Origin of the sequence: Bremerella sp. JC817 (assembly GCF_040718835.1) — a bacterium.
Lineage (GTDB): Bacteria > Planctomycetota > Planctomycetia > Pirellulales > Pirellulaceae > Bremerella.
In genome coordinates, this window is the sequence record NZ_JBFEFG010000279.1 from 1 (window position 1) to 390 (window position 390).

The 390-nt window shown below is 67.9% G+C and carries 1 protein-coding gene; it reads right to left on the reverse strand.

Features of this window, described 5'->3' with window-relative positions; genetic code table 11:
* Window positions 1–390, reverse strand: a 390-nt coding sequence (locus tag AB1L30_RS18160; RefSeq protein ID WP_367014825.1) for a DUF1553 domain-containing protein, incomplete at both ends; no start/stop codon positions are given.

Consider the following 390-nt stretch of genomic DNA (forward strand, 5'->3'; position numbering starts at 1 on the left):
GTCGAATCGCGACGAATGTCGGTAGGCCGAGGAGGTGAGGATGCGGCGGTGCAGGTGCTTGAGGCTCCAGCCGTGATCGATCAGGTCGCTCGCGAGCCAGTCGAGCACGTCGGGATGCGAGGGGGTGCCCCCGTTGAACCCGAAATCGCTCGGGGTCGCGACCAACCCGATGCCGAAATACGATTGCCAGACGCGGTTGACGATCACCCGAGCAAACAGGGGGTTCTCCGGGTGGCTGATCCATTGGGCCAGGCGGCTCCTGCGTTCGGAATCGGGAGCCTCGGGATCGAGCCCGAACGCCCCCGGGATCGCGACGATCGCCGAGAGGCCGCCGGGGGCGACGACCCCGGCCGGGTTCGCGGGATCGCCCCGGATCAGGAGATGAGAGGC